Source organism: Rhizobium sp. LjRoot98 (genome assembly GCF_964252935.1).
Classification (GTDB): domain Bacteria; phylum Pseudomonadota; class Alphaproteobacteria; order Rhizobiales; family Rhizobiaceae; genus Pararhizobium.
The window spans coordinates 105761-129026 of the sequence record NZ_CAXUPW020000011.1; the positions used below are offsets into that span (position 1 = coordinate 105761).

Annotated in this window: 20 protein-coding genes; 18 read left to right on the forward strand and 2 right to left on the reverse strand. The window is 60.6% G+C overall.

Annotated features, from left to right (window positions below; translation table 11 throughout):
- The first annotated feature begins 10 nt into the window (after positions 1–10).
- From ACSQ3J_RS25925 to ACSQ3J_RS25965, 9 genes are all read left to right on the forward strand, one after another.
- Positions 11–1321: an extracellular solute-binding protein gene (locus tag ACSQ3J_RS25925; protein WP_060503398.1), complete on the forward strand. Its 1311-nt coding sequence runs from the start codon at positions 11–13 to the stop codon at positions 1319–1321.
- 523 nt (positions 1322–1844) lie between these two features.
- On the forward strand, positions 1845–2354 hold the full coding sequence (locus tag ACSQ3J_RS25930) for an RNA polymerase sigma factor (RefSeq protein ID WP_060503397.1): 510 nt from the start codon (positions 1845–1847) through the stop codon (positions 2352–2354).
- A 90-nt stretch (positions 2355–2444) separates the two neighbouring features.
- Positions 2445–3377 carry a FecR family protein gene (locus ACSQ3J_RS25935; protein ID WP_436040619.1) on the forward strand — a complete coding sequence of 311 codons (933 nt, stop codon included), beginning with the start codon at positions 2445–2447 and terminating at the stop codon, positions 3375–3377.
- A 122-nt stretch (positions 3378–3499) separates the two neighbouring features.
- Positions 3500–5959, forward strand: a complete 2460-nt coding sequence (locus ACSQ3J_RS25940; protein WP_436040620.1) for a TonB-dependent siderophore receptor — start codon at positions 3500–3502, stop codon at positions 5957–5959.
- Positions 5960–5971: 12 nt separating this feature from the next.
- Positions 5972–6949, forward strand: a complete 978-nt coding sequence (locus tag ACSQ3J_RS25945) for an iron-siderophore ABC transporter substrate-binding protein (protein ID WP_436040621.1) — start codon at positions 5972–5974, stop codon at positions 6947–6949.
- Positions 6949–7752: a siderophore-interacting protein gene (locus tag ACSQ3J_RS25950; RefSeq protein WP_436040622.1), complete on the forward strand. Its 804-nt coding sequence runs from the start codon at positions 6949–6951 to the stop codon at positions 7750–7752. Before ACSQ3J_RS25945 ends, ACSQ3J_RS25950 begins: the two co-directional genes overlap by 1 nt.
- Positions 7749–8849, forward strand: a complete 1101-nt coding sequence (locus tag ACSQ3J_RS25955; protein WP_436040623.1) for a FecCD family ABC transporter permease — start codon at positions 7749–7751, stop codon at positions 8847–8849. Before ACSQ3J_RS25950 ends, ACSQ3J_RS25955 begins: the two co-directional genes overlap by 4 nt.
- Positions 8846–9958, forward strand: coding sequence for a FecCD family ABC transporter permease (locus ACSQ3J_RS25960; RefSeq protein ID WP_436040624.1), 1113 nt, complete (start codon positions 8846–8848; stop codon positions 9956–9958). Before ACSQ3J_RS25955 ends, ACSQ3J_RS25960 begins: the two co-directional genes overlap by 4 nt.
- Entirely contained in the window at positions 9955–10758 is an 804-nt protein-coding gene (locus ACSQ3J_RS25965) for an ABC transporter ATP-binding protein (protein ID WP_436040625.1), read from the forward strand. Before ACSQ3J_RS25960 ends, ACSQ3J_RS25965 begins: the two co-directional genes overlap by 4 nt.
- A gap of 95 nt (positions 10759–10853) precedes the next feature.
- Here ACSQ3J_RS25965 and ACSQ3J_RS25970 read toward each other — a convergent pair whose 3' ends face one another.
- Complete coding sequence (locus tag ACSQ3J_RS25970; protein WP_436040626.1) at positions 10854–12308, reverse strand: amidohydrolase family protein; 1455 nt, start codon at positions 12306–12308, stop codon at positions 10854–10856.
- A 34-nt stretch (positions 12309–12342) separates the two neighbouring features.
- Positions 12343–13032, reverse strand: coding sequence for a GntR family transcriptional regulator (locus ACSQ3J_RS25975; RefSeq protein WP_060503391.1), 690 nt, complete (start codon positions 13030–13032; stop codon positions 12343–12345).
- Positions 13033–13232: 200 nt separating this feature from the next.
- Between ACSQ3J_RS25975 and ACSQ3J_RS25980 the strand changes: the two genes are divergently transcribed.
- The 9 genes from ACSQ3J_RS25980 to ACSQ3J_RS26020 all read left to right on the forward strand — a co-directional run bounded on the left by ACSQ3J_RS25980 (position 13233) and on the right by ACSQ3J_RS26020 (position 23250).
- Positions 13233–14804 (forward strand): ABC transporter substrate-binding protein, encoded by a 1572-nt coding sequence (locus tag ACSQ3J_RS25980; protein WP_436040627.1) that lies wholly within the window; start codon positions 13233–13235, stop codon positions 14802–14804.
- A 97-nt stretch (positions 14805–14901) separates the two neighbouring features.
- A complete protein-coding gene (locus tag ACSQ3J_RS25985; RefSeq protein WP_060503389.1) occupies positions 14902–15894 on the forward strand; it encodes an ABC transporter permease in 993 nt (330 codons plus the stop codon).
- Between the two features lie 13 nt (positions 15895–15907).
- Entirely contained in the window at positions 15908–16837 is a 930-nt protein-coding gene (locus ACSQ3J_RS25990) for an ABC transporter permease (RefSeq protein WP_060503424.1), read from the forward strand.
- A gap of 4 nt (positions 16838–16841) precedes the next feature.
- The gene (locus ACSQ3J_RS25995) at positions 16842–17810 is read left to right on the forward strand and encodes an ABC transporter ATP-binding protein (protein WP_436040628.1); all 969 of its coding nucleotides are present in this window, start codon (positions 16842–16844) and stop codon (positions 17808–17810) included.
- Entirely contained in the window at positions 17807–18883 is a 1077-nt protein-coding gene (locus tag ACSQ3J_RS26000) for an ABC transporter ATP-binding protein (protein ID WP_436040629.1), read from the forward strand. Before ACSQ3J_RS25995 ends, ACSQ3J_RS26000 begins: the two co-directional genes overlap by 4 nt.
- A gap of 9 nt (positions 18884–18892) precedes the next feature.
- Positions 18893–19555, forward strand: coding sequence for a flavin reductase family protein (locus ACSQ3J_RS26005; RefSeq protein ID WP_436040630.1), 663 nt, complete (start codon positions 18893–18895; stop codon positions 19553–19555).
- Between the two features lie 61 nt (positions 19556–19616).
- Positions 19617–20807 carry an amidohydrolase family protein gene (locus ACSQ3J_RS26010; RefSeq protein WP_436040631.1) on the forward strand — a complete coding sequence of 397 codons (1191 nt, stop codon included), beginning with the start codon at positions 19617–19619 and terminating at the stop codon, positions 20805–20807.
- 8 nt (positions 20808–20815) lie between these two features.
- Positions 20816–22297, forward strand: coding sequence for an amidohydrolase family protein (locus ACSQ3J_RS26015; RefSeq protein ID WP_436040632.1), 1482 nt, complete (start codon positions 20816–20818; stop codon positions 22295–22297).
- 212 nt (positions 22298–22509) lie between these two features.
- Entirely contained in the window at positions 22510–23250 is a 741-nt protein-coding gene (locus ACSQ3J_RS26020; protein WP_436040633.1) for a GntR family transcriptional regulator, read from the forward strand.
- Positions 23251–23266 lie beyond the last annotated feature (16 nt).

The following is a 23266-nucleotide window of genomic DNA, read 5'->3' on the forward strand; positions in this document are numbered from 1 at the left end:
GAGACAGACCATGAGACGTTTTCTACTCAGCACGGCAGCGTTGATTGCGCTGACCTGCGCCACGTCGGCCCAGGCGCAGACCAAGATCGAACTGCAGCGCTTCTTCGGCGCCTGCGATGCGGACTACGGCAAGGTGACAGACGTCTCCAAGGCTGTCGGCGAATGCGGCATTATCACTTCCTTGATCAACAAGTTCGAAGCCGACAATCCGGATATTGACGTCAATGTGACCACCGTTGAGTGGCCGGGCTACGACCAGCTCAATGCCCAGCTCGCATCGGGTGCAGCACCCGACGTCGTGTCGATGCACTATTCGGCGATCTCCGACTATCAGTCGCGCGGCCTGATCGACCCGATTGACGACGTCCTATCCGCCCAGGGCATCTCGCCCGATAGCTTCACCGATGCGGCCCGGGGCGGCGTTACCAAGGAAGGCCACCTGTTCGGCCTGCCGTTCGACAACTGGACCATGCTCTTCCACGTCAACCTTAACCTGATGAAACAGGCCGGCCTTGTTAACGCCGATGGAACGCCAATTCTGCCAACGTCCGCCGAAGAGTTGATCGCCCAAGGCAAGCAGTTCAAGGAAAAGACCGGCAAGCCGTACCTCGTGCAAATTCTTGCCAATGAAACGGCAGCCTATGCCCGCGTTCTCTATACGCTGCTGCAACAGCAGAATGCCGACTTCTTTGCTGATCCAACGAAGATCACGCTGAACACGCCGGAAGCCAAGAACGTCGTCGAGCTGATGAAAAAGATCAAGGACGAAGGTCTAACGACCACCGGCCTCGACTATGCGGCCTCCGTCACTTCGTTCACCAATGGCGACGGCGGCATCGCGGTCAACGGCACCTGGCTGATCGGTGATTTCGTTGCCCAGTCGGAAAAGGAAGGTACGGCGCTTGCGGGCGGCTACACCGTTTACCCGGTCCCGCAGCTCTATCCTGGCCGCGACAGCACCTATGCCGACGGCCATAGCTGGGTCATGCCGCACAAGGACCGTACGCCGGAACAGACCGAAGCAATCGGCAAGCTCTTCAAGTTCCTCGCCGAAAACGACTTCCAGTGGGCCCGCACCGGTCACCTTCCGGCCGTCAAGGCCGTCTTCGCAATGCCGGAATTCAAGGCACTGCCGCATCGTGAAAACATTGCGGAGATCGCCGAGACTGGCCGTTCTCTGCCGGGCGCCGTCCAGCGCCAGTTTGCCATCCAGGACATCATCGGCGAAGAAGTCGGTGCAGCTGTGAACGGCGACAAGAGCATCGACGAAGCCCTTGGCAGCGCTGAAAGCCGCATCAACGACCTGCTTGCCAATATCTGATTGTTGCAATCCGGATGCTCTCAAGGACGCAGGAACCCCGTTCCTGCGTCCCGACATTTTTTGCCGGCCGCGATGTGCCGGCGTTCGCCATACGGCCATGGAACGATGGCCAGACCCGGTCATCCCTAAGTTCGCAACGGCAAGGCCGATTTTTCATCTGAGTAAATACCGCAAATCCTCGCATCGGGATGTGACGAGCCGGCAAGCTTGGCCGGGACATTTCCAAAATATCAGGCGTTCGATCTGCTGGGGAAAGTTGCCGGCAGAGGTGCCGCAGTGCTTCTTGTCAGCCATGATCGTCGGGTTCTTGCGGAACGGGTGCCGGTCTATTCCTAAATTCCTTCATCGGCGGGCTGTAAATCGGGTCGGATGAGGGCGGCTTGCTTGAGGCGGCGCCGTTCGCAGAGAACACGGACGGCCACCTCGAATCTTTTAATATGACTACTTTACTCCACTATTGTCAGCCGATCTTCAAACCGGTATTGCGTCGAAAACAATTGCGGCAGACGGCAGGAGCGAAGGGATGGCAAGTTACGACGACGAGCTCGTGGCCGCTTTCGCGCGCAATGAACGCCGGATCAAGCGGTACCTGATCAGCAGAACCCGCTCGCACGCCGATGCAGACGACTTGGCGCAGGAAGCCTGGATCAAGCTCGCCCGCAACGGCGCTGCGGCCTTGACCGCGCCCGTCCCCTACCTGATGCGGATCGCGCGAACCCTCGCGGTCGATCACGACCGGGGACAAAAGCGCAAGCTAACCTCCGGCGACATCGATATCCTGCTGTCTGTTCCCGACGAACAGCCGGGACCGGAGAAGCAGATCGAAGACCGCGATCAGATCCGTTGCCTGATGCAAATCATGGACGAACTCCCCGAACGCCAGCGCAAAATGCTGGTAGCATGCCGGCTTGAGCAGCGCCGCCATGCCGATATCGCTGCGGAATTTGGCGTGTCCGTCCGCACTGTCGAACTGGAAATCCGCAAAGCGGTCGACTATTGCAGCGAGCGGCTTGAAACAATAAACCGGGCCTGACATTTCGGCTTTTCGTTTTTCAATCGTTGATAGTTTTAGAAGCAGGTATACGCATCCTGTCACGAACGCGCATAGGGAAGGGAGCGGAAGTTGGACGATAATTTCGAAGCTCTCAAGCGCGAAGCGACAGCCTGGATCGTCCGCCTTACATCAGGTACGGCAACGACGGAGGATGCAGAGGCGCTGTTGCGCTGGCGCTCCCGCAGCACCGCGCATGAGCAGGCCTTCCAGCAATCAGCTCGGCTGTGGAAGAATCTCGGTCCAGCGCTTGCCAAGGTCACGAAGCCACCTGCGGCAACCTTGACGAGACGCTCTTTTCTCGCGGCCGGAAGCCTTGCGGCCAGTGCGGCCGGTGCTGGTATAGTCCTGTCGGAACTCGGATTTCTGCCGCCGGTTGACGCCATGATGGCGGATTACGCCACCGGGATAGGGGAGCAGCGGACGGTTGAATTGCCCGATGGTTCGATGACGACGCTTGACGGTGGCACGACCCTTTCCCTCGATTATTCTCCATCGGCTCGGCACCTTGTGCTGACGTCAGGCGCGGCCGTCTTCGATGTCGTTCCTGACGCTGCCCGGCCCTTTGTGGTGAGCGCCGCTAACGGCAACACGACGGCAACCGGTACGTCCTTTTCGGTGAAGCATGGCGAGGATGATGTTTCGGTCGAATGTCTTCAGGGACATATCAACGTGCAATGTCTGGCCAACAGCGATCTCATCGGCGGCGAGGGCATCAGCTATTCGCAGGCCGGGCTTGGCGAGAAAGTGGCAGCCGATGCCGAAACGGCCGCAGCGTGGCGGCGAGGACTGTTGATCTTCAAGGACCGGTCGCTGGCCGACGTGGTGTCGGACCTCAACCGCCACCGCCGTGGCAAGGTGATGATTGCCAGCAGTACTCTGCGCTTGCGCCGGATGTCCGGTGTGTTTCATCTCGATCGTCCCGATGAAATCCTGGCGCATCTGGAAGAGACACTACAGGTTCGCCCCGTCAGCCTGATCGGCGGCATTGTGTTGCTCAGATAGCCAACACGCTTTTCTGCGAAAAAACTTGAGAAAAAATTTCGGGTTTGTGGATCCGGATCGTTTTCCCCAATAGAGGCCGCGTCAATGGACGGCGCAGCGACGATCGCATTGGGGACATTCGCATGGGGCAGTTCACCGCCGGAAGGCACGACCATCACGGCAAGATGGCATACAAATGGCGGATTGCACGTCTGTCGGCCTCCATCGCATTTGCGGCTCTTGTCATTGCCCCCTCGATAGCCTTCGCGCAGGAAAGCGTCAGCTATTCTATTCCCGCCGGCTCGCTTGATCGTGGTCTGACACGCTTCGGCGCCGCAAGTGGCATTCAGGTTCTCTACAGCAGTTCAGTCGCAAACGGGCTGAACACTGCGGGCATCAGCGGCCAGCTTTCGCCTGAAGCGGCATTGAACAGGCTTCTTGCCAATACCGGATTGACCTATCGCTTTACCGGACCAAAGAGCGTGACGATCAGCAATCCAGCGCAGACATCGGAGGCGGTAACGGTTGAAGGCGCAACGCCGCTTCAGACAATCACGGCGCAGGGCGGCGAAAATGCCTGGGGCCATGTCGATGGCATCGTTGCCAGCCGATCGGCAACGGGTACGAAAACCGACACGCCATTGATCGAGGTGCCACAATCGATTTCCGTGATCACCTCCGATGAGGTTAAGGCACGGGGCGCTGAAACGATCAAGGAAGCGGTGAACTATACGGCCGGCGTGCATGTCGGCGGCAGCAGCGCCTCGACACGTAACTTCGACAACATTGAAATTCGCGGCTTTGCACCCACGCCTCTTTATCTCGACGGCACTTATCTGCCCTATATCGGCGATCTTGGCGGTTCGCCGCAGATCGATCCCTATATGCTCGAGCGGATCGAAGTGCTGAAGGGGCCATCCTCTGTCCTCTACGGTCAGAATTATCCGGGCGGCATGATCAACATGGTCAGCAAGCGGCCGACGGACAAGCCATTCAACGAGGTGGTCGTGGGAACCGGCACGGACGGCCGCGCCTATGGCGCCTACGATTTTTCCGGGCCGGTGGCCAATAATGATGCCTTTCTCTATCGCTTGACGGGGGTGGCGACACGCACGGAAACGAATATCGACTATACCAAGGACGAGCGATTCATGATCGCGCCGTCCTTTACCTTGAAGCCGGATGAGGACACGACATTCACGTTCCTGTCCCACTACCAGAAGGACAATGGCGTCCCGGACTACCAGCCGCTTCCTTATATCGGAACGGTTGAGGCCGGACCTTATGGGAGGATCGATCGGGATCTTTTCACCGGCGAGCCGGCCTATAACAGCTATGACAGGGAACAGGCGATTCTTGGCTACGAGTTCAAGCACCAGTTCAACGATGTCTGGTCGATCCGTCACAATGCGAAATACATCTCCGTCGACGATTCCTACCGGACATTTTTCAGCGGCGGTTATGTCGAGACAGGCGGCGTGGTCGACTACACGAAGATGAGACGAAACGCGATCGACTATTCGTCGGACAATCAGGTCTTTGCCACCGATACCAATCTGCAGGCCGAGTTCTCGACCGGCGAAATTGCACACACCGCCATCGTCGGAACCGACTACAAGTGGTTCCGCAACGACTATACCGGCCGTTATGGCTTCGGCAACACGCCGTTGGACGTCTTCAATCCCGACTACGGATCGTACAAGGAACCGACGGTCGGCGCGCGTTGGGACAACAAGATCAGCCAGCTGGGCTTCTACGCTCAGGACCAGATCAAATGGGACAACTGGATCCTGACGCTCGGCGGACGTTATGACTGGGCATGGCAAACCGACAACGATATGCTCACATCGACTGTGGGGAGGAAAACCGACACCGCATTTACCGGCCGCGCCGGGCTCATTTATCTCTTCGATAATGGCTTTGCGCCCTACGCCAGCTATTCTACCTCCTTCATGCCCTATTCCGGCTTTGATGGGCAGAACAATCCGTTCAAGCCGACGACTGGCGAGCAGTGGGAAGTCGGCGTCAAGTATGAGCCGGTCGGCTACGATGCGCTGATCACGGTTTCCGCCTTCGATCTGAAACAGCAGAACGTGCCGACCTATGACAGCCTTACCTTCGTGCCGTCGCAAAGGGGTGAAATCCACGTCCAGGGTGTCGAGATCGAAGGCAAGGCGACCGTATTCGATAGCCTCGATCTGATCGCGGCGGCCTCCTATACCGATTCGGTCTATTCCAAATCGGATGACGGCACACAGGGAAACAAGGTGCGCTTCATGCCACCGGTCAACGTATCGCTTTGGGCAAAATACCGGCTGGAGGATGGCCCGCTTGACGGCCTTGGGTTTGGCGCCGGTGTGCGTCATTCCAGCAGCGGGTATGGCAATGACGCCAATTCCTTCAAGTATCCTGCCTACACCGTCGTGGATGCAGCGGTTTCCTATGATTTTGGAAAGCGCAACCCCAATCTGGAAGGCCTGGAGCTGAACGTGACGGCACAAAACCTGTTCGACAAAACCTATGTGAACGGGTGCAGCAACATCAATTCCTGCTTCTATGGAAAACCGAGGTCGGTTTACGCCAATCTGAGTTTCCAGTGGTAAGCGAGCCTGCTGTTGCCCTTTTTCTCGCTTCATAAAACGGCGTTCCTGCTGCTGGCTCTGCTGTTGTCCGTCGGCGGGCCAGCCCGATCCGAGGATGGGTTTCCACGGGTCGTTCAGCATGCCCTGGGGACAACGACCATTACGGCCGCACCGGAGCGGATCGTCGCGCTGGGCTGGAGCAGTGAGGATGCCGTGCTGGCGCTCGGCAAGGCACCAGTCGGAATGCCGCGTTATCGCTTTTTCGATAGCGGCATTTTCCCTTGGAACGAGGAGCGGTTGGGTACTACCCGGCCGTACCTCTTTGAAGGCGGCATCGATTACGAGGCGATAGCGGCGCTGCGGCCAGACCTGATCCTCGGCATCTATTCGGGTATCGATGATCTCGCCTACAAGCGGCTTTCTGCGATTGCTCCGACAGTCACCTATCGTTCCGCCCCCTGGTCGGCCGGCTGGAAGGAACAGATGGAACTGGCCGGACAGGCTTTAGGCAGAAGCGAAGAGGCCAAGGCGCTCATCGAGAAGACAGCATACTCTCTCAAAGCGATGGGCGACAGCTGGCCGGCTCTGCGTGGCAAGACATTCACTTTTGGAACCTATTTCGCCGGAGGGTCCGGCATCGTCGTCTATCTGCCGGATGACCCGCGCGTGGCCGCCCTACTGGAGCTGGGGCTCAAACCATCTGCCGGCATCGCGGCGCTTGCAGCAGGCAACCCCGGCCAAGGCTCCGTCACGGTCGGCATGGAACAGGTCGACAGTCTGGACGCCGATATCCTGATCATGTGGTACGGCGAGGTCGCTCGCACGGCGGCAGAGACGCAGCCGCTGTTCATGCGGCTTCCTGCTGTTATGCGCGGTAGCTACGTGGCCTTGGAAGATCCTGTTTCCGTGTGGTCGACATCAGCCTTGAGCGTGTTGTCCATTCCCTATGGTTTCCCGAGGTTTTTGCCCCGCCTTGCCGAAGCGGCAGAGCGGGCGGGCAAGGAGCACTGATGTCTCACGATCATGATCACGAACCCTATGTGGAAGATTATTTCTTTTGCGAGGTGACTGCAGTCACACGTCTGACGCCGTCGATGATCCGGGTCACCCTGCAGGTCGAGGGCGGCGAGCGCTTGATTGCGACCGGTCATCCCGACGAATGGGTGCGGCTTGCCTTCCGGCCGGATGCGGACACGCCGGTGACGCTGCCGGTGCTGATGGAGAACGGCAAATGGGGACGGCCGGATGGGTCGCAGCATTGCCCGAACCGGCCCTATACGGTGCGCAGCTGGGATGCGGATCGCTGCGAGATGCTGATCGATCTTGTCGCTCACGAGGGCGGCGTTGCTGCCAGTTGGGCGATGGACGCGAAGGTGGGCGATGTCGTCGGCATCTGCAATCCGGAAGGCCGTTTCGAGCCGCCGCAGGATGCGGCCTGGATGCTGCTCGTCACCGACATCACCGGGCTTCCGGCCGTCGGCCGGGTTCTGGAAGAACTAGGGCAGGGTCAGCGCGCCATCGTGCATGTCGAGATACCGTCCGTGACCGACCGTCAGCAGATCGACAGCGCCGGCGACATCTCGATCACCTGGTATGAGACCCACGGCCGATGCGAGGGCCGCGATGGGTATACCCAGTTGCCGCAGATCGCCAGGAGCATCGAGACACTGCCAGACGGGCCGGGCTATATCTACATTGCCGGCGAGGCGCGGGCAGCCTCGGCATGCCGCAAGCATTTTCGCGATCGCCTCGGCTTCGACAAAACAAGGATCGATGCGATTGGTTACTGGATCGAGGGGCAGGCGCGCGTATGAGAGCTGGCACCCTTGGCCAGATACCGGCCGATTCGGCGGGCAGCCCGGCCTCCACCTTGCCGGTGGCCAAGCGGACTGGTGGCGGCAGGTCTTCAGGATTTCGGTTCGGGCGGCTGGCACTGCTTATTCTGTGCGCCGCAGTTCTGATCGTCCTGTGCATTGCCAGCCTGCTGACCGGCGCGCGCGCCGTTGGGCTCTCGACCGCCTTGGATGCACTATTGGCCTATGACCCGGCATCTGCCGAACACATTATCATCCGCGATTACCGTCTGCCGCGGACATTGCTCGGCCTCTTGTGTGGCGCAGCATTCGGCGTCTCCGGCGCGCTGATTCAGGCGATCACCCGCAATCCGCTCGCCGATCCCGGCATCCTCGGCGTCAATGCGGGCGCTGCCTTCTTCGTGACATTGGCCGTCGGCTTGCTCGGCCTCCATGCGATCTACAGCTATCTCTGGTTCGCATTTCTGGGCGCCATCGTGGTAACGCTTCTGGTTTATGCGGTTGGATCGCGCGGTCGCGACGGGGCGACGCCGGTGCGGCTGGTTCTGTCCGGCGTGGCACTCTCCGCCGTGCTTGGCGGCATCGGTTCGTCGATCACGCTGCTTGATCCGCTCGCCTTTGACAGTCTGCGGGTCTGGGCGGTCGGTTCGCTTGCCGGGCGCAATATGGAGGTGGCGTCCACCGTGGCGCCGTTCATCGTCTGCGGGCTGGTCCTCTCGCTCTGTGTCACGCCTTCGCTCAACGCCATCGCGCTGGGTGACGACCCTTCGCGTGCGCTCGGGGTCAATCTCGTGCAAATCCGCATCCTCGTGGTCATCGCCGTCACCTTGCTTGCCGGTGGGGCAACCGCGGCGGCAGGTCCTATCGGCTTTGTCGGGCTGATGGTGCCGCATGTGGTTCGATGGTTCACCGGGCCTGACCAGCGCTGGATCATCCTCTTCACCATCCTGTGCTCGCCTATTCTGCTGCTGGCGGCCGATATCGCCGGCCGGCTGGTGCTGTTTCCGGGCGAGCTGGAAGCCGGTATCGTCACCGCCTTGATCGGCGCGCCGGTATTGATCGCGCTTGCCCGGCGCACGCGGGCCGGCGGCCTATGACCGAACCCAACCACAATCCATCCCCAGTTCTTCGCAATCGTGTCATTGTGCCGGTAGCCTATTCCGGCCCAATCGATTTCGGCCGCAGGGCTGCCGTGATCCGGCTGTTTGGCGGGCGGCTGTCGATGCGGGTTGACTTGCTCAGCCTTGGTGCCGGTTTCATCCTGCTGCTGCTTGCGGGGGTGATTGGCACTGTGTCGCTTGCGAGCGGAAAGTTCCCGATCCCGCTTGCTGATGTGCTCGGCGCTTTGCTGGGCAACTCTGACGACGATATCCGCATGGTCGTGGTGGAATGGCGGCTGCCGCGGCTGTTGCTTGCCTTTCTGCTGGGGACTGCTCTTGGCCTGAGCGGTGCGATCTTCCAGTCGCTGACCCGCAATCCGCTGGGATCGCCGGACATTATCGGGTTTTCCACGGGCTCCTATACCGGCGCGCTTGTCGTCATCCTGCTGTTTTCCGGCGGTTACTACGCGACAGCCGCGGGGGCCTTGGCCGGCGGTATCGTCACGGCCGCCGCCGTCTATCTGCTAGCCTATCGCAATGGTGCGCAAGGCTTCCGGCTGATCGTCGTCGGCATCGGTATTTCGGCGGTGCTTGGCGCGCTGAACGCCTGGATGATCCGCCAGGCCGACCTTCAGATTGCGATGTCAGCGGCCATCTGGGGAGCAGGCTCCCTCAATGGTTTGGGCTTTGAGCAATTCTGGCCGGTTTTGCTGATGCTCATACTGATCGTCCCTTTTGTTCTGGTGCTGGCGCGGCCGATGCGGCAGCTGGAACTTGCCGACGATGCGGCCATGGCGTCCGGCCTCAATGCAAACCGTCTGCGCTTGATGCTGATGATCGGCGGCGTCGCGCTGACAGCGATCGTTACTGCGGCGGCTGGCCCGATCGCATTCGTCTCCCTGGCTGCCCCGCAGATCGCCAGGCGTCTTGTCCGTGCAGCCGGCGTCGCATTGGTCCCGGCAGCGCTGACCGGTGGGTTGCTGCTCACCGCCGCCGACTGGGGTGCCCAGCATGGGTTCGGCGTTCAATTGCCCGTCGGCGTCATGACGGTCAGTATCGGCGGGCTCTATTTTTTGTGGCTGCTGCTGCGTGAGGCAAGGCAATGACCGACGGTTCCAACAGCAGAAGCACAAGGCTCCAGGCTCAAAACGTTACGCTGCGCTATAATCAACGCATCATCGCCCAAGACTTGTCTGTAGCCATTCCCAACGGCTCCTTCACCGTCATCGTCGGCCCCAATGCCTGCGGCAAATCCACCTTGCTGCGCGCCCTCTCACGGTTGCTTATCCCCTCGGCCGGCACGGTTATTCTGGATGGCAAGACCATTGCCGGCTACCCCGCCAAGCAGGTGGCGCGCACGGTCGGCCTGTTGCCGCAGACCTCGGCCGCCCCTGAGGGCATCCGCGTCGCCGATCTCATCGCCCGCGGCCGCTATCCGCATCAATCCTTCTTCCGGCAATGGTCACACGAAGACGAGGCGGCCGTCGCCGCGGCAATGGCGGCGACGCAGACGACGGAGCTTTCCGGCCGTCTCGTTGACGAACTTTCCGGTGGCCAGCGTCAAAGGGTCTGGGTGGCGATGGTCCTCGCCCAGCAGACGCCGCTGCTTCTCCTTGATGAGCCCACCACATTCCTCGATATCGCCCATCAGATCGAGCTGCTCGATCTCTGCCAGGACCTGAATGCTGAGGGCCGCACCATCGTCGCCGTGTTGCACGATCTCAACCATGCGTGCCGCTATGCCACCAACATCATCGCCATGAAGGGCGGCGCTATCGCTGCACACGGTCCGCCAGCAGCCATCATGACTGAACAACTGGTCGAGGACGTTTTCGGCCTCCCGTGCATGATCATCGCCGATCCGGTCGCAAAAACGCCGCTCATCATCCCGAAGCGCAGGGGGTAAAGCTCCGGCACGGGTAAAGCGGCACGCTACCGCAAATTTTGCCGCGCGGTCTTGTCAAGCGGGTTCATCATTCTGGTCTGCTTTCGTATGGCTCCTCAAGGTGTATCGACTATCCGCCGGCTTGTGCGCCAGTAGGATGCCGGCTCCGACCAGAGTTGCGTCATGCCCACGCGCTCGAAAGCCAATGCCTGCTCGTGCGCGGCCTCATCGAGGATCTGCGTGATGTCGAGATGCGGAATCTGGCGGCCGCGCATCAGTACCTTGCCGTTGACGATGACGGTGTCGACATCGGCAGCATTGGCGAAATGGGCAATCCGGGTAACCGGCATTCCAGGCGGATACATGTGTGCCTTTCGTGCATCCACCAGCACGATATCTGCCTTCTTGCCTGTCTCCAGCGAACCGAGATCCTTATCCAGGCCGAGCGCGCGCGCTGCATCGATCGTCGCCATCTCGAGGGTTTTGCCGGGCGGCATATAGTCAGGATCGCGGAAGTGACGGCGGTGATAGTGCATGCATTGCGCCATGTGGCGGAACATGTCGTAGCCGCGATCCGGCGCGGCGGCGTCCGAGCCGAGGCAGACCGTAATGCCGGCGTCGATCAGTTCGGGAACGGGGCAGCGGCCATAGATGGACATGATGGCGCTGGGGTTATGGATGATCGATGCGCCCGTTTCTTTCAGTGCCTCGAAATCTTCGGGCGTCAGATCGACACTGTGGCCCAAAAGCGCGAACCGGTTGAGCACGCCAAGGTCGCGTGCAAGTGCGATCGAACCGTCACGATGTCCGTCCTGGGTGAAGAGGACGTTCTTGCGCTGCCGCAAGGCCATGACGGCGTCGCCCATCTCCCGGACCTGACGCAGGCTTTCCACGTCGGTAACATCCTTGGCGTAATAGACCGGCATTGTCAGCGACACACCGGTCCGCCGTTCGAGTACATCGTCCCAGCGATCGATAAGGGTCTCGCAAACCTCCAACTGACGTTCGAAGGAAACCGGCGCGTCATGGCTTTGGCCATCGTCACCGAAACGACGGTATGTGCGCGGACAGGGAGGACGGCCGGGGCCGACTGCGAGGATCGTGCGCAGGCCGGACTCGACCGTTGCGTTGCAATGGGCATCGCCGAAGGCAGGGTCGTCGGTGCGCATGATGTCGGCGCCGCCGCCAAGCAAGGTCATCGCCGTGGTGACGCCGCCCTGCAGCCGCTCCAGCAACGTCAGGCGTGCTTCGGCGCGCCAGAACGCGGTAGTCGAGCCACGTGCATAAATTTCCTCGCAGACCTCGAACCATCGGTCGACATCACCCGAACCCGCTGACCGGACCAGGCCGTGCCCGGCGTGGGAGTGACTGTCGATCAGGCCGGGCATGGCGATCATGCCCGAGCCATCGATCACCTGTCCTGCGCCTTCCGGTGGCGCTCCGCCGGCCTCGCTTCCCAATCCGGAAATACGATCGCCTTTGACTGCGATCCAGGCGCGGTCGATGACGCGTCGATCCTCATCGACAGTCACGGCGGTTACGTTTCGCAGCAGGATGTCCGGCTGTTCCATGGTCTTGCCTTTCAGATGATGGTACGGGCGCGGATCAAAAACCGAGAATGTCTTCCAGATCCCGGGTGACGACGCGGTCGGTTTCCAGATCGAGCTGGTTTTCGATATGAGCGAGATGGTGATGCATGACGGCAAGCGCCTGCCTGGCGTCGCGGGCGACGATGCAATCAACGATCGCATTGTGCTCGTCGGGGCCGCAATTGTGGACGTCTTTCTGCTGGTACATCGCCATAATCAGCGACGTCCGGGAGATGAGGTCGCGCAAAAGGTCTGTCAGGATTTGTGACTGGGCGAGTTCCGCAATCATCAGGTGAAACGCCCCGGAGAGGCGGATCGCAGAGGCAACATCGGCATTCGCATGCGCCTTGCGTTCTTCCTCGACATGATCGCGAAGCTTGTTGATCCCCGCAGCGTCGATGGTGACGCATAGTCTTTCGACCAGCCGTTCTTCGATGGTGCGGCGGGCGAAGAAGACGTCGCGCGCCTCTTCGATGGAAGGTTTGGACACAAAGGCTCCCCGGTTGGGAACGAGCGTAATCAGTCCGTCGCGGGCAAGGTTCTGCAGCACCTGGCGAATGCGCGCCCGGCTTGCGGAGAAGATTTCCGAAAGCTGCTCCTCTTTCAGCCGCGTACCGGGACTGATCTGCCGCTCGGCTATGGCGTTCCACAGCCTCTGGTAAATCTCCTGATCCGTCGCGGGCCGTTTCCCGGCTTCCATATCCATCCAGCATCCCTCCCAAGCTGCTACTGAAAATTGTGTCTGTAAGTCATCGACGGAAACACGAACCGTGTCAACATTTTTGTCAACAAACATTGTTGACAATTTTCTTATCGAATGTCAGCAATAAAGACAGGAGCGATATCCACCGCCGGAGGAACAGGCGTGACGAGATGACCACGCTCCGACATTGGGAGGAATTTTACATGAGGAAGTTGCTGCTCGCCGCATCCACGGCGTTCCTAGTTCAGCTCAGCGCCCCGGCGTTTGCTGCCGAGCATACGCTCCGCTATGCCTCGGCTGGCGACATCTACGGGCTTGATCCGCAATCCACCACGGACAGCTTTTCGATCAATTTCCTGATGCACATCTACGAACCGCTGGTGCGTTACAACAAGGAACTGAAGATCGAGCCGGCTCTGGCTACATCCTGGGAAATCGTCAAGCCGGACGTGATCCGCTACAAGCTTCGCCAAGGCGTCAAATTCCACGACGGCTCGGAATTCACGGCTGACGATGTCGTCATGTCGCTGATGCGCGCCACCGACGACAAGTCGCCGATCAAGGGCAACCTGCCGGCACTCAAGTCCGTCGAAAAGATCGATGACTACACTGTCGAGTTGCATCTCAGCGGCCCGACGCCACTGCTTAACAACTACCTGACCAACATCGCGATCTTTGATGCGCAGTGGCTGGAGAAGAACAACGGCGTCAAGCCGGTCAATGCCGAAGTCGGTGAGGAAGGCTATACGACCACCCATGCCAACGGCACTGGTCCCTTCAAGCTCGAGAGCCGCCGCCCGGATGCGCAGACCGTGCTGACTGCCAATGAAGGCTGGTGGGACAAGCCGGAACACAATCTGACGAAGATCGTCCATACGCCGATCAGTTCGGATGCAACCCGTGTCGCGGCATTGCTCTCCGGTGAGGTCGATGTCATCAGCCCGTCGCCACTGCAGGATGCCAAGCGTATCGCCGGTTCGCCGGGCACCAAGGTGCTGGAATCGCCCGGCCTGCGGACGATCATGATGAATTTCAACATGCGCGACAAGCTGGCTGACGGCAATGTCGAGGGCAATCCGTTCAAGGATGCTCGCGTTCGCAAGGCCGTCTATCTGGCTATCAACATGGATCTGGTGCGCGACAAGATCATGCGCGGCAAATCCCGCAACGCCGGCATGCTGATTGCTCCGGAAGTGCCGGGCTTTGACGAGAAGCTCAACCAGCGTTTCCCCTATGACACGGCTGCCGCCAAGGCGTTGCTGGCAGAGGCAGGTTATCCGGATGGCTTCCAGTTCAACATGAACTGCCCCAACGATGCCTATGTCAACGACGAGGAAGTCTGCCAGGCAATGACGGCGATGCTGGCTCAGGTCGGCCTTAATGCCAAGCTGGTGACAGAAGGCCGCACGCTGCACTTCAAGAAGGCGCAGGAAGGACAGGCCGACATGTTCATGCTCGGCTGGGCGACGTTGCCGATGCTCGACGGCTTCAGCGTGCTTTCCGCCATGTTGCATTCGCCTGAAGGCAAGCTCGGCACCTGGAACCCGGGCGGCTACAAGAATGCCAAGGTCGATGAACTCACGAAGAAGATCGATGTTGAACTCGACGAGGCCAAGCGCCGCCAGATGATGGCGGAAGCCTTCGCTATCTCCGAAGAGGAAGTGGCGTGGCTGCCATTGCACCAGCAGCCGCTGTCCTGGGCCGTGCGTGACAATGTCGAGGTGGTTCAGACCCCCGACGATCTGCTGCGCCTCTGGTACGCCCGTATCAAGTAGTCGAACGGGTCTCCGCTTGTAACTCAGGCGGGGACCCGTCCACGACTGGCCGGGCCGCGCAGATGCGGCGCCGAGTGATCCCAAGGGAGTTGGGTCGATGTTTGTATTCCTCGTTCGCCGTCTTTTTCAGGCCGTGATGGTCATGCTCGCCGTGGCGTTCATTGCCTTCCTGATGTTTCGCTACCTGGGCGATCCCGTCAACAATATCGTGTCGCAGGATGCCACCCAGGAACAGCGCGAAGAAGTGCGCCAGCGGCTGCATCTGGATGATCCGATGATCATGCAGTACGGACGGTTCGTCGCCAATGCAGCCCAGGGCGACTTCGGCATGTCCTACCGCAACAGCCGTCCCGTGAGCGCCTTGCTTGCCGAACGCCTGCCGGCAACGGCCGAACTGGTGCTGGTGGCAGCGCTCCTGTCCTTGGTTCTTGGTATTCCGCTTGGTATCTACACCGCGCTGAAGCCGCGCGGGATCCTCAGTCAAGGGCTGCAGATCCTGTCCCTGATCGGGATCTCGCTACCGACATTCGTCACCGGTATTCTGTTGATCCTGATCTTTTCCGTTTGGCTCGGCTGGCTGCCATCGTTCGGCCGCGGTGAGGTCATCGACATCGGCTGGTGGTCGACCGGCTTCCTGACACTCAGCGGTATCAAGGCGCTGATCCTGCCGTCCTTTATGCTCTGTCTGTTTCAGCTGACGCTGATCATGCGGCTGGTGCGGGCCGAGATGATGGAAGTGCTGCGCGCCGACTATATCAAGTTTGCCAAGGCGCGCGGACTGCGCAACAAGACGATCCATTTCCGCCATGCGCTGAAGAACACCCTCATCCCGGTGGTCACCATCTTCGGCCTCCAGCTCGGCGGCCTCATTGCCTTTGCTATCATCACCGAAACGGTCTTCCAGTGGCCGGGCATGGGCGCGCTGTTCATCCAGGCAGTCAACTTTACCGACGTGCCGGTGATGGCGGCATATCTCGTCATGGTCTCCCTGATCTTCGTCATCATCAATACCAGCGTCGATCTTCTCTACAACGTCATTGACCCACGCCTCCGCGCCGACCCGACCAGGGCGAGCGGACGTGGCGCCTGAAGGAGACATGGCCATGAGTGACACATCCTTCACCGGGCGGCTGCGCAGCTTTGCCGACAGCGACCTGTTCTATAGTTTCCGCCGCTCCAAGACGACGGTAATCGCCTCGATCGCGCTGGCATTGCTGGTTTTCTTGGCCGTCTTTGCGCCTGTGATTTCGCCCCATAATCCCTTCGATATCGCCGGATTGAATCTGCTCGACAGCGAACTCCCACCATCCTGGCAGGAAGGCGGCAATCCCGCCTACCTGCTTGGGACGGATACGCAGGCACGCGATGTCTTGTCTTCTCTGCTTTACGGCTTGCGTATCTCACTGCTGGTCGGTTTCGCCAGCGTGATCCTGGCGGCCGTCCTCGGCGTGTTCCTCGGCCTTGTCGGCGGTTTCGTCGGCGGCATTGCCGATGCGATCATCATGCGCATCGCCGATGTGCTGTTGAGCTTCCCGGCGATCCTCGTCGCTCTCCTCATCAACGGTGTCATGCGTGGCATCCTCCCGGCCAACCAGCAGGATAGCGCGGCAATTGTCGTTCTCGTTCTGTCGATCGGATTGACGAACTGGGTGCAGTACGCGCGCACGGTGCGCGGTTCGACACTCGTCGAGCGCCAGCGGGAATATGTTCAGGCGGCTCGTACCATCGGTGTCGGCCCGCTGCGGATCATGCTCACCCATATCATGCCGAATGTGCTTGGCCCGGTTCTGGTGCTGGCCACCATCAACCTCGGCATGGCGGTGCTCACGGAGGCGACGCTGTCGTTCCTCGGCGTCGGAATGCCAGCGACACAGCCGTCACTCGGCACCCTGATCCGGGTCGGTAACGAATATCTGTTCTCCGGCATCTGGTGGGTGGTGATCTTTCCGTCGGCGACGCTCGCCGTACTCGTGCTTGCGGTCAACCTGATCGGTGACTGGCTGCGCGATGCGCTCAATCCGAAACTGAGGTGATCCCATGGCTCTGCTTGAAGTCGAAAATCTCAAGGTCGAATTCCCCACGCGCAAGGGTGTCCTGACCGCCGTCGACAGCGTCTCCTTCTCTGTCGAACAGGGAGAAATCCTCGGTGTGGTCGGCGAGTCGGGCGCTGGAAAGTCGATGACCGGCGCTGCTGTCATTGGCCTGCTCGAGCCACCCGGCCGGATCGGCGGCGGCCAGATCCGCCTCGACGGCAAACGCATCGACAATCTGCCGCCAAGCGAGATGCGCAAGGTTCGCGGGCGCCATATCGGTGCGATCTTTCAGGATCCGCTGACCAGCCTCAACCCGCTGTTTACGGTTGGCGAGCAGCTGGTCGAAACCATCCGGACGCACCTGCCGATGTCTGCGGCCGATGCGCGCAAACGTGCCATCGAGTGGTTGGCGGAAGTGGGGATCCCAGCTCCCGACAAGCGTTTCGACCAGTATCCGCATCAGTTCTCCGGCGGCATGCGCCAGCGCGTCGTCATTGCGCTTGCGCTTTGTGCCGAGCCGCGTCTGATCATCGCCGATGAGCCGACGACCGCGCTTGACGTTTCGGTTCAGGCGCAGATCATTGCGCTGTTGAAACGCGTCTGCCGCGAGCGCAATGCGGCGGTGATCCTGGTGACCCACGACATGGGCGTGATTGCCGAAACGGCGGATCGCGTTGCCGTGATGTATGCCGGGCGCCTGGCCGAAATCGGGCCGGTTGCGCAGGTGCTGCAAAAGCCGAGCCATCCGTATACAGCGGGTTTGATGGGCTCGATCCCGCGTATCGGGCCACGGCCGGACCGGCTGATCCAGATCGAAGGGTCGATGCCGCGCCTGACCGATATTCCGAAAGGCTGCGCCTTCAATCCGCGCTGTCCCAAGGTTTTCGCCAATTGTCATCATATCCGGCCCGAACTGCGGCAGATCGCCGAGGGTGCGGCCGCCTGTCTGCTCTACGAAGGGGTGACGCAATGAACGCCATGCCGGCAAGTTTGAAAACCGCAGACAATCGCACTCTTTTGTCCGTGAAGGGGCTGAAGAAGCATTTCGAGATGACAAAGCCCTTTCTCAACCGGCTCATCGAGAAGGAGGAGCCGCAGTCGGTAAAAGCCGTAGACGGCCTTGATCTCGACATTCCCCGCGGCCAAACGCTGAGCCTTGTCGGCGAATCCGGCTGCGGCAAGTCGACGGTGGCGCGGTTGATCATGGGGCTCTCCACGCCCTCTGGCGGAAACATCACGTTCGATGGCATCGATATTTCCCGCGCGCCTGCCGGGAGCCCTGCTGCCGTTCGCCAGCGCATGCAGATGATCTTTCAGGATCCCTATGCCAGCCTCAACCCGCGCTGGCGGGTTCGCGACATCATTGCCGAGCCGCTACGCACCTATGGTCTGAGTAGCTCCCGCGAGGAGGAACGTCGCGAAGTTGATCGCCTGCTTGAATTCGTCGGCCTGAATGCCAAGGATGGCGACAAGTTCCCGCACGAATTCTCCGGCGGCCAGCGCCAGCGTATTTCAATCGCCCGCGCCATCTCGACCAAGCCGGAGTTCCTGGTCTGCGACGAGCCGACATCAGCGCTCGACGTTTCGGTCCAGGCGCAGATCCTCAATCTGATGCGCGAGATGCAGCGCGAACTGGGGCTTACCTATCTGTTCATCAGTCACGATCTGGCTGTCGTCAACTTCATGTCGGACTGGATCGGCGTCATGTATCTTGGCCGTCTGGTCGAGGTTGCACCCGCAGCGGAACTCTTCAATAATCCGCAGCATCCGTATACGCGGCTGCTGCTCGACACGATCCCTGATCTTGGCATGTCAAAACGTGACCGGACCCCGGCTGCCGGCGAGGTGCCCAATCCGATCAGTCCGCCGCCGGGTTGCCATTTCAACCCGCGCTGCGCGCTTGCCAACGACCGTTGCCGCAGCGAAGCTCCGGTGCTTCGGGCCTATGCAAACGGTGGGCGTGTCTCCTGTCATGCGGCCGAAGAGGGACGCGGACCTGCCGTCGTTCCGGCAGGCATGGAGCACTCCATGCAGACAGCACCTTGAGAGGGTATAATGGATTTCGATTTTACCGAATTGCCTGAGAAGGATCGCTACCGGCTGCTATGCAGCTTTGTCGGCCCGCGTCCCATCGCGCTGGTGACCACTATCGATGAACATGGGTGCAACAATGCCGCGCCTATGAGCTTCTTCAACGTCTTCTCGCACGAACCGCCCTTGCTGATCCTCGGTATGCAGACCCGCCCCGATGGAACGGCCAAGGATACGGTCGCCAACATCCGGCGCTCGGGCGAGTTCGTCGTCCACATGGTCGATATGTCGATTGCCGAGGAAATGATCGTGACCGGCATTAATTTTCCGAGCGACGTCGATGAGATCGAGTTTGCCGGACTGACCAGCGTGCCGTCTGTCAAACTGGCGGCTCCCCGTATCGAGGAAGCCCCTTGCGCGATGGAGTGCCGGGTGTCGCAAATCCTCGATTATGGACGCCGAACCATCGTCATCGGCGAAGTCGTGCAGATGTATGTGCGCGACGAATGCCTCGATGAACGCGGCCACTATGTCCGCCCGGAGGTCTATCAGCCGATCGCCCGTCTGCATGCCGACAACTATATCGTTGCCGACAATCAGTTCGTGCTCAAACGCCCGGCCGAGCTCTTACATCACGAGGAAGCTGCCGGTTACGGCGAGCCAAAGCCGGAAAAGGCAACCGCCTGAAAAATCGCGCCGGACGCCCGGCTCCGGCATGACGTAAGTAAAACAGACGAGCGGTGCAGACATGACAGAACTTCTTCTCAAGAACGTCAGGCCCTTCGGCGGCGGCGTGACCGACATCCTCATCCGGGATGGCCGCATTGCCCGGATCGGCCTTGGCGACGCTGGTACGGTCGCAATCGAGGATGGCGGCGGAGCGATCGCCATTCCCGGCCTGATCGAGGCACACGCGCATCTCGACAAGTCGTTGTGGGGCATGGGTTGGCAAGTGCACCAGGCCGGGCCTACGCTGGAAGACAAGATTTCCACCGAGCGCCGCCTGCGCCGCGAATGGAACATCGACCCAGCCCGCCAGTCGGCGCGGCAGGTGGCGCTCGCTGCCTCCCACGGCACGACAGCCATCCGCAGCCATGTCGATATCGATACCGACCAGAAGCTCTGGTGCTTCGAAGGTGTTTCGGCAACGCGACAGCGTTTCCGTGATGTGATGGACATCGAGATCGTTGCCTTCCCGCAATCGGGCCTGATGATCCGGCCCGGCACGCTGGAGCTGATGGACGAGGCGCTTGCCAATGGCGCGGACGTCGTTGGAGGCCTTGATCCATGCGGCATTGACCGCGATCCGAAAGGCCAGCTCGATGCGATCTTCGGCCTTGCCCAGAAGCATGGCAAACCGATCGACATCCATCTGCATGAAGCGGACGATCTCGGTGCTTTTTCGATGGAGATGATCATCGAACGGACCCGCGCGCTCGGCATGCGTGGTAAGGTCACGATAAGCCATGCGTTCTGCCTCGGCATGGCAGATCGGGCTCGGGCAGCCTCCCTTACCGAACAGTTGGCGCGTCAAGACATTGCCATTGCCACCACAGCCCCAGCGTCACGCGCCGTGCCCGCGGCCGCCGAAATGCGCGCCGCCGGTGTCCGCCTCTGCGCCGGCTCAGACGGCATCCGGGATACCTGGGGTCCTTACGGCAATCTCGACATGCTGGAGCGTGCGCTGTTCATCGGCCTGCGCAACAATTTCCGCCACGATGCCGACGTCGGATATGCGCTTCAAATCTGCACTCAGGGCGGCGCCGATGTGATGGAGCTTGAAAGCTACGGCCTGCACGAAGGTGCCTTTGCCGACATCGTGCTGATCGATGCCGAAACCGTGGCCGAGGCGGTCGCCGCCCGTCCGAAACGCAAACTTGTGCTCAAGCGCGGCAAGCCGATCGCCCGTGATGGCCAGGCCCTTTTTTCTGTCGAATGAGAATTTGAATGACCGAAACGCTGCTTCTCACCGCCCGCTGGGTCGTTGGCCACGCCGATGGCCGTCACTGCCTTTACCCAAATGGCGAGGTTGTTGTTTCCGGCGACCGCGTAGTGTTCGTCGGCCATGGCTATGAAGGTCCGGTTGCCCGCCGCATCGATTATGGCAATGCGCTGATCGGCCCAGGCTTCGTTGATCTCGATGCCCTCTCGGACCTCGATACGACGGTACTCGGGTTCGATAATCAGCCGGCGGTGAAGAAGGGCCGCATCTGGCCGGAAACTTACATGGAAAGCGGCCCCTTCGAGATGTATTCCGAAGAGCAGCTGGCATTCCAGAAGCGCTATGCCTTCTCGCGCCTGATCCGCTCAGGCATCACCACGGCACTGCCCATCGCCTCCTTGTTCTACCGCCAATGGGGCGAGACGGTTGGTGAGTTTACCGCAGCGGCACAGGCCTCTCGCGATCTCGGTCTGCGTGTCTATCTTGGGCCGGCCTATCGTTCCGGCAACTCGCTGGTGCGCCGCGACGGTACCATCGACTTTCATTTCGACGAGGATCGTGGCTTCAAGGGTCTCGCCGATGCCGCAGCGTTTTGCCGGACATTCGAGGGGCAAGCGAACGGCCTGGTCCGGACCATGCTGGCGCCGGATCGCATCGAGACCTGTACTCCCGACCTGCTCAAGCGATCGGCCGCCTTTGCGGAAGAACTCGATGTGCCGATCCGGCTGCACTGCTGCCAGTCCCCGTTCGAATACCAGAGTGTATTGAAGCTGCGCGGCATGAGCCCGGCCGAATGGCTCGAGAGCCTCGGTTTCCTGTCGTCGCGCGCTATCCTGCCGCATGGTACCCATGTCAGCGGCCGCAACGGCATCGACCGGCCGGGCAGGGATCTCGAAATCCTGCGCGACGGCGGCGGCACGATCGTCCATTGCCCGCTGGTTTCGGCACGACACGGCAATGCGCTGCAGTCGTTCCGCAAGTACCGCGACATGGGCATTCGCATTGGTCTCGGCACCGACACCTATCCGCCGGATATGTTCCTCAACATGCAGGTCGGCATGATGCTCTGCCGCATCGAGGAAGGTGGAACGGAAGGTTGCCGTTCCGAGGATTTTTATGACGCCGCGACCCTTGGCGGCGCCGATGCGCTCAACCGTCCTGATCTCGGCCGGTTGCAGGCTGGATCCGCCGCCGACCTGATCGTCGTCGATTTTGATGATCCATTCATGGGGCAGACCATCGATCCGATCCAGACCTTGATGCTGAATGCTTCGGCGCAGTCCGTACAGACGGTGATGATCGGCGGCCGCTTCGTCATGGAGAACGGCGTCATCCCCGGCGTCGATGATCGCGCCTACCGCAAGCGCGCGCAGGAGCAATTCGAAGGCGTCGTTGCCAAATATCCGCTGCGCACGTTCAACCACCCGCCGGTCGCGGAAATCTTTTCGTCGAGTTACCGCAGGATCGATCCAGCCTCTGGCAGTTAACGCCGGCGTCCCTGCCGATGCCAGTTTTCGCGTTCGACCCCTTCTGTATACATTCGGTGGGGGTTGAGTGCGGTACAAGGCTTGTATTCGTTTTCAGTTTGCGCCATCACGATTATACCTTCCGCCGCGCCGGCGATCGCCCAGCCATCAAACAGATCGGCGGCGGTCATCCGTACCAAGGCTGGGCGAGGGACCGTGTGTGGGACATCATCATGCCAAGCGTGCCGAAAACGGCTGAGAGTGCCGACAAGCCAAGCCGTCCGACAGCCGCGCGCAAGCGCTCTGGCCAGACCGACGAACGCATTCACGGCGAGATTTACGCCGCCATTATCAATCATCAGATCCGGCCGGCAATGCCGTTGCAGGAAGACGCGTTGGCGACAGCTTTCGGCGTCAGCCGCACGATCATCCGCAAGGTGCTTCAGCGCCTCGCGCACGAAAAGCTCGTCGACCTCATCCCCAACAAGGGCGCCTTTGTCGCAAAACCCTCGATAGAGGAAGCCCGGCAGGTCTTTGAGGCGCGTCGCGGCGTCGAATGCATTCTTGTGGCCAAGCTCGCGGCAACCGTCACGGATGACGAAATTGGCAGGCTGGCCAGCCTCTTGGCGGAGGAAGCCGACGCACTCGCCCGCAACGACCGGAAACGCCGGCTTCAGCTGTCCGGGGATTTCCACCTGGAACTGGCGACCCTTGCCGGCAACGCCGTGATGCGCGGGTTCGTGCAGGAACTGGTATCGCGCACCTCCCTGATCATCGCACTCTATGAATCGCCCGGCGCCGTGCCGTGTTCCCAAAGCGAACATAGCGATATCATTGACGCATTGAAGCGCAGGGATGGAGCGGCCGCGGCGCGGGTTATGGAACACCATTTGCGCCATATCGAAGCGCAGATCGAGTTGGCTGATCAGCCCTTGCGCGTGGATTTCTCCACGCTTTTCAAGCCGGTCACCTGAAACGGGCGGCGCTTGG